Origin of the sequence: Streptomyces sp. H39-S7 (genome assembly GCF_027158205.1) — a bacterium.
Classification (GTDB): Bacteria; Actinomycetota; Actinomycetes; order Streptomycetales; family Streptomycetaceae; genus Actinacidiphila.
The window spans coordinates 11,464-17,316 of sequence record NZ_JAPVLU010000090.1; the positions used below are offsets into that span (position 1 = coordinate 11,464).

The window sequence follows — 5,853 nt, forward strand, 5'->3', positions numbered from 1 at the left end:
CGAAGGAGTTCTTCTGATGTGGTTTCGCCATCCGTCCCTGACCCACCTGAGACGCCTGCTCGCCGTCCTTTCGCCCTTGCTGCTCCTGGTCACTTTCCTCAGTGTCCAGCCCGCCAGCGCCGCGACCATCGACACCAACGCCTCGTATGTGCTGGTCAACCGCAACAGCGGCAAGGCCCTGGACGACTACAACCTGGCGACCAATGACGGCGCGCGCGTCACCCAGTGGACCAGGAACGATCAGAACCAGCAGCAGTGGCAGTTCGTCGACTCCGGCGACGGCTACTACCGCATCAAGTCCCGCCTCTCCGGCAAGGTGCTGGACGTGTCCAACCGGTCCACCGCCAACGGCGGCTCGATCGTCCAGTGGACCGACCTGAACGGCACCAACCAGCAGTGGCGGCTGGCCGACAGCTCGGACGGCTACGTGAGGTTCATCTCGCGCAACAGCAACAAGGCACTCGAAGTACAAGGCGCCTCCACCGCAGACAACGCGAACATCGTGCAGTACGACGACTGGGGCGGCGCCAACCAGCAGTGGCAGCTCGTCAAGGTCGGCGGCGGCAACCCCGCCCCGTGCAGCCTTCCGTCGACGTACCGTTGGTCGTCGACGGGTGCGTTGGCGCAGCCGGCGAACGGTTGGGCGTCGCTGAAGGACTTCACCAACGTCGTGTACAACGGCAAGCACCTGGTCTACGCGTCGAACGTGTCCGGATCGTCGTACGGCTCGATGGCGTTCAGTCCCTTCACGAACTGGTCGGACATGGCATCGGCCGGGCAGACCGGGATGAGCCAGTCCACGGTGGCGCCCACGCTGTTCTACTTCGCACCCAAGAACATCTGGGTGTTGGCGTACCAGTGGGGGGCGTGGCCCTTCATCTACCGCACCTCCAGCGATCCCACCAACCCCAACGGCTGGTCCGCGCCGCAGCCGCTGTTCACCGGCAGCATCCCGGGCGCCGCCCCGATCGACCAGACGCTGATCGCCGACGGCCAGAACATGTACCTGTTCTTCGCCGGTGACAACGGCAGCATCTACCGGGCGAGCATGCCCATCGGGAACTTCCCCGGCACCTTCGGCTCGTCGTACACGACGGTCATGACGGACACGGTGAAGAACCTGTTCGAAGCGCCACAGGTCTACAAGGTCCAGGGCCAGAACCAGTACCTCATGATCGTCGAGGCCCGGGGTGCCAGTGAGCAGCGCTACTTCCGCTCGTTCACAGCCACCAGCCTCAACGGTTCGTGGACCCCGCAGGCCACCACCGAGAACAACCCCTTCGCGGGCAAAGCCAACAGCGGCGCCACCTGGACCAACGACATCAGCCACGGTGACCTCGTCCGCAACAACCCCGACCAGACCATGACCATCGACCCCTGCAACCTACAACTCCTCTACCAAGGCAAATCCCCCACCGCCAACGGCCCCTACGACCAACTGCCGTACCGTCCGGGTGTCCTGACCCTTCAGCACTGACCTGCCTGATCCATGGTGGTCGTGATGTGATGCGCCTACCGGCGCTTCGACGAAGAGCGGTTCACGGCGCGGGCCACTCCGCCCGCTGATGCTCCGATCCGACATTGCGAGCCCCCATCGACCGGCGGGAACGGAACGGCCGCCGCGTGGTCGACGGAGTTGTGTTGACTCCCGAAGCCGCGCGGTGGCCGTAGCGGGTACCTGCCGGACGCCATGACCGGCCACTGGACCCGTGCGTGGGCTTGGCCGACGGGTTTGGCCGCCGTCGACGACCAGGGCATGGTCAGCGGTGGATGAGGCCGTGTCGGACCAGAGCTCTTCTGGTCCGGGACCGCGCAGACCGGAGGGGTGGGAACCGTAGGCGAGTGTGATCGGCGGCCACTCCCAACGGGTTGCTGGCGGGCAAGTTCTTGCCGCTTGTTCCGAGCCCAGCCCTCGCCACAGCAGCGACACGTGAACCCGCCACCCACCAACTTCAGCAGCGCTTGATGCCGTGGACGCGCACCGACCTCACGCTCAGCGCCACTGGCCCCGCCCGCCCCGTTTCGGAGGGATAGCACCGAGCGCGCCCTCCGCTGCTGATGGGGAGGGAACGGGCCGCGGTCACAGCCGAGTGCCGTTGACGACCAGAGCGACGTCGATGTTGTCCCGGGTGGCACTGGAGTAGGGACAGACCTGGTGGGCTGTCCTGACGAGTTCGACCGCCTGCTCGACGGTGACCGAGGGCAAAGATACCCGCAGTTCGACGCCGAGCCGGAAGCGGCCACCGACGACCGGGATCAGGGCGACGGACGAGTCGATCTCCGCATCGTCCGCGGTGAGCTTGCTGCGCCGCCCGATGAGGTCGAGCGTCGAACCGAAGCAGGCGGCGTATCCGATCGCGAAGAGTTGCTCGGGGTTCGCGCCCTCCCCGTCCCCGCCCAACTCCTTGGGCTGTCGCAGATCCAGATCCAGCCGTCCATCGCTCGTACGCCCGTGGCCGTTCCTGCCACCGGCGACGTGAGCCTGTGCCGTGTACATCGCTTCCGTCATCACGAACTCCCCTGTTGGCTACTTGACTTAGAAGTTTTCACTTCAAAAACAAGAAGTCAATGGCGTATGGTCGAAAACCTCACAACGACCGGGAGGACCCATGACGAAGCTGAACGTCGGCTATCTGCTGCCGACGCGGGACCAGTCGTTTCAGGAAGAACACGATCCGGGGCGGCTCGTCGCCCAAGCACGGCGGGCAGAGGAGCTGGGGTTGGACTCGATCTGGGCGGGTGACAGCCCGGTGACCAGACCGCGCGCCGATCCGCTGCTGCTGCTGGCAGCCGTCGCCCAAGCCACAGAACGGGTCACATTAGGAACCGCCGTGCTCCTGCCGGCGCTGCGCCATCCGATCCTGCTGGCGCACCAACTCGCGACATTGGACCGGCTGTCGGGAGGACGAGTGATCGCCGGCATGGGTGGGGGTTTCCCGAATCCGGGCACCGAGGCCCAGTTCGCCGCGGTCGGCATCGACTTCACCCGCCGTATCGGGCGCATGCAGGAGTCGATCGGCGCCATGCGGCAACTCTGGTCAGGACAGTCGGTGTCCTACCACGGTCAGCACTTCTCCTTCGAAGACGTGCGCATCGCTCCCCCGCCGTCCCGCCCGGGAGGACCGCCGATCTGGTTGGCGGGAAGCGGCGGGCCGGCGCTGCGGCGCGTGGCCCGCCTCGCCGACGGCTGGCTTCCCTATCCGCCCTCGGCGACAACCTACGCGAAGGAATTGCAGGCCATCGAACAGGCCACCACGTCCCGTTCGCTCACCCCCGCCCTGTACGCGACTCTCTGCCTGGACGAGGATCCGGACCGGGCGCGCCGGCGCCTGCGGACGAGCATCGAACGCTACTACCACGCACCCCTCGAACTCGTCGCCTCCATCCAGGCCGTGTTCGCCGGGACCGCCGCCGAGGCCGTCGACTGGTTGCACGGCTACGTCGCAGCCGGCGCCCGCCACCTCGTGATCCGCCTGGCGGTCGAGGACCATGATGCGGGCCTGGAGGAGTTCGCCGACCGGGTGCTTCCCCTGCTGCGCGCGCAGGATCGCCGATGACCACCTTCGTCCTCGTCCACGGTGCTTGGCACGGCCCCTGGGCCTGGGGCCGGATCGTCCCCCTGCTGCGTGCCGCCGGGGCGCACACACTGACCCCGGACCTCAGTTCTGCGGGGGACCACGGGCTGCACGACCACGTCGACACGCTCGTCGCTGCTCTCGACGCCTGTCCGGAGGAGGAGGATCTGGTGCTGGTCGGGCACAGCTACGCGGGCCTGGTCGTGCGGCAGGCCGCCGACGCGCGACCGGAGGCCGTCGGTCATATCGTGCTGGTGGACGGATGGGCGGGGGCGCATGGCGCCAGCATGTTCAGCCTGGCTCCCGAATCCTTCGCCGACGCGATCCGTGCGGCGGCCAGGACGCGGGGGGACGGCCGGCAGGTCCCGCCCCCGCCCCCGGCGGCGTTCGGAATCGTCGACCGCGCCAACGCCGCCTGTCTCGCGGCGCGCTTGCTCCCTCAGGCACTGCGTTCGTTCACCGAGGCCACGCGGCTGACCGGGGCCGTGGACCGGATTCCCGGCACAGCGGTCTACTGCAGGCCCCAGACGTATCCCTTCGACCGGTTCGGCGAGTCCCTCGGCTACCGCACCCACGCCCTGGACGGCCCGCACGACGTGATGCTGACCGATCCGGAGCTGCTCGCCCGGATACTCCTCGATGCCTGTCTCGTTCAAGAACAGGAAGCTCAAAGTCTAGAATGACGGAGTGGAACAGCGAACGTACAACCAGTACTGCGCGACCGCGCGCACCCTCGACATCGTCGGTGAACGCTGGACGCTGCTACTGATCCGCGAGCTTTTGACCGGGCCCAAACGGTTCGGTGATTTGCAAGCCAGCCTGCGCGGCCTCGGCACGGGGCTGTTGGCCGCCCGGCTGAAACATCTGGAGCGCGAGGGACTGGCGCACAAGATCACGCTTCCGGCCCCCGCCCGAACTCCCGCATACGCCCTGACCGAGGCCGGCGAGGAACTCGGCCCAGCGATCCTGGAGCTGGCCCGGTGGGGCCTGAAGTGGTCGATGGGCCAGCGTCGGCCGAGCGAGACCTTTCATCCGGGCTGGGCCATGCTCGGTTTGCGCGCCTGCTTCGACCCCGCAGCCGCCACCGGCCTTCACGCCGTCTACGAGTTTCGTATCGACGCTGAGGTCTTCCACGCGCGCGTCGACGACGGACTGCTCGAGGTCCTGCAAGGACCAGCGCAACACCCGGACGTGACCCTCACGCTCGACCAGGAGACCTTCCTGCGGCTGACCAGTCAAGACCTCACACTCATGGAGGCGATCGACATCGGCGCCGCATCGGCCTCCGGCGACAGAAAGGCTCTCCGCAAGCTGAGCGGGCTGTTCCGTCTGCCGCCGCCGCGTACCCGCACAGCGGACCAGAACCCGTCCTGACCCCACGATCTCACGAAGAACCAGACCCTCGTAGTGCCCCTGGACGGCGCCCGGCGAGGCCTCCGGCCCGGGGTCCGAGGTCGCGCCAGTCGGCGGGCCAATTGGCCAGCGCGAGGATGCCCATGATGAGAAGGTGGGTCGGCGCGGCCCAGCTCTCCACCGCCGGGTCGTGGTTGACGATGTGGGTGGTGACCGCACCGGTGAGCACGAACATCAGCGTCGTGGCACCCAGGAAGCGTGTTCGCTTGTCGGGGATCACCAGCAGGACGGCGGCTGCACCCTCCAGTGCACCGACCACAAAGCGCATCCAGGACGGGTAACCCCACTCGACGAACTTCACGGAGTACGCCGAGCTGAAAATCGTGTCGCCCGGCCAGTACTTGGTCACGGCGCCGAGGGCGAACTCGAAGGCCAGGAACCAGTACAGACCGGTCATGAGTCTCTTCGACATACGTGTCCTTTCAAGAGGAATGGGGCAGGGTCAAACCTCCGCACGGTGGTTGCAGTGCCGCCGGAGTCTCTTCTTTCGGGGGTCAGCCCCGCAGGGTGGCGATGGCCTTCTCGATGCGCCGTCGGCGCGTCTCGGGCTTCTTCGCACTCTCGATGGCGCGCACATGCTCGTGCTTGCGGCTCAAGGCAAGATTGTCGTACGCGGCGCGGGCGACCGGGTCGCCGTCCAGGGCCCGGGCGAAGTCCGGGGGCTCGACGACGACGCGCGGCTGGGTGTCGAGCTCCAGCTCGACCTCGGCCTCCTCGCCGATCGCGACACCCGCGGCCTGCCGGTTGGCGTTGCTGAGGCCGAGCAGGTGGCGGCCTCGCAGGATGGCGACACGCCACTTCCAGGAATGCCCGTGGCTCGAGAGCGTCACTGGCGGCCGTGCGCCCCCGCCGAGCGCTGCTACCA

At 67.4% G+C, this 5,853-nt stretch carries 7 protein-coding genes; 4 read left to right on the plus strand and 3 right to left on the minus strand.

Translation table 11 applies throughout. The features are described from left to right. The first annotated feature begins 16 nt into the window (after positions 1 to 16). Positions 17 to 1,477, plus strand: a complete 1,461-nt coding sequence (locus O3X23_RS41905; RefSeq protein WP_269279937.1) for a non-reducing end alpha-L-arabinofuranosidase family hydrolase — start codon at positions 17 to 19, stop codon at positions 1,475 to 1,477. A gap of 603 nt (positions 1,478 to 2,080) precedes the next feature. On the opposite strand, the gene O3X23_RS41910 is transcribed toward O3X23_RS41905, so the two are convergent. Then, positions 2,081 to 2,509: an organic hydroperoxide resistance protein gene (locus O3X23_RS41910; RefSeq protein WP_269279939.1), complete on the minus strand. Its 429-nt coding sequence runs from the start codon at positions 2,507 to 2,509 to the stop codon at positions 2,081 to 2,083. A 100-nt stretch (positions 2,510 to 2,609) separates the two neighbouring features. Here O3X23_RS41910 and O3X23_RS41915 point away from each other — a divergent pair, with 100 nt between their 5' ends. From O3X23_RS41915 to O3X23_RS41925, 3 genes are read left to right on the plus strand one after another with little or no spacing between them, the layout of a single operon-like run. Continuing rightward, positions 2,610 to 3,557, plus strand: a complete 948-nt coding sequence (locus O3X23_RS41915; RefSeq protein ID WP_269279941.1) for an LLM class flavin-dependent oxidoreductase — start codon at positions 2,610 to 2,612, stop codon at positions 3,555 to 3,557. Then, positions 3,554 to 4,258, plus strand: coding sequence for an alpha/beta fold hydrolase (locus O3X23_RS41920; protein ID WP_269279942.1), 705 nt, complete (start codon positions 3,554 to 3,556; stop codon positions 4,256 to 4,258). The genes O3X23_RS41915 and O3X23_RS41920 overlap by 4 nt, the downstream gene beginning before the upstream one ends. A gap of 4 nt (positions 4,259 to 4,262) precedes the next feature. Further along, positions 4,263 to 4,949, plus strand: a complete 687-nt coding sequence (locus O3X23_RS41925) for a winged helix-turn-helix transcriptional regulator (protein ID WP_269279944.1) — start codon at positions 4,263 to 4,265, stop codon at positions 4,947 to 4,949. A 10-nt stretch (positions 4,950 to 4,959) separates the two neighbouring features. Here O3X23_RS41925 and O3X23_RS41930 read toward each other — a convergent pair whose 3' ends face one another. Together O3X23_RS41930 and O3X23_RS41935 are read right to left on the minus strand one after the other, a co-directional pair. Then, positions 4,960 to 5,400 (minus strand): DoxX family protein, encoded by a 441-nt coding sequence (locus tag O3X23_RS41930; protein ID WP_269279946.1) that lies wholly within the window; start codon positions 5,398 to 5,400, stop codon positions 4,960 to 4,962. Positions 5,401 to 5,482: 82 nt separating this feature from the next. Further along, positions 5,483 to 5,853, minus strand: a 371-nt coding sequence (locus O3X23_RS41935; protein WP_269279948.1) for a YdeI/OmpD-associated family protein, incomplete at its 5' end; no start/stop codon positions are given.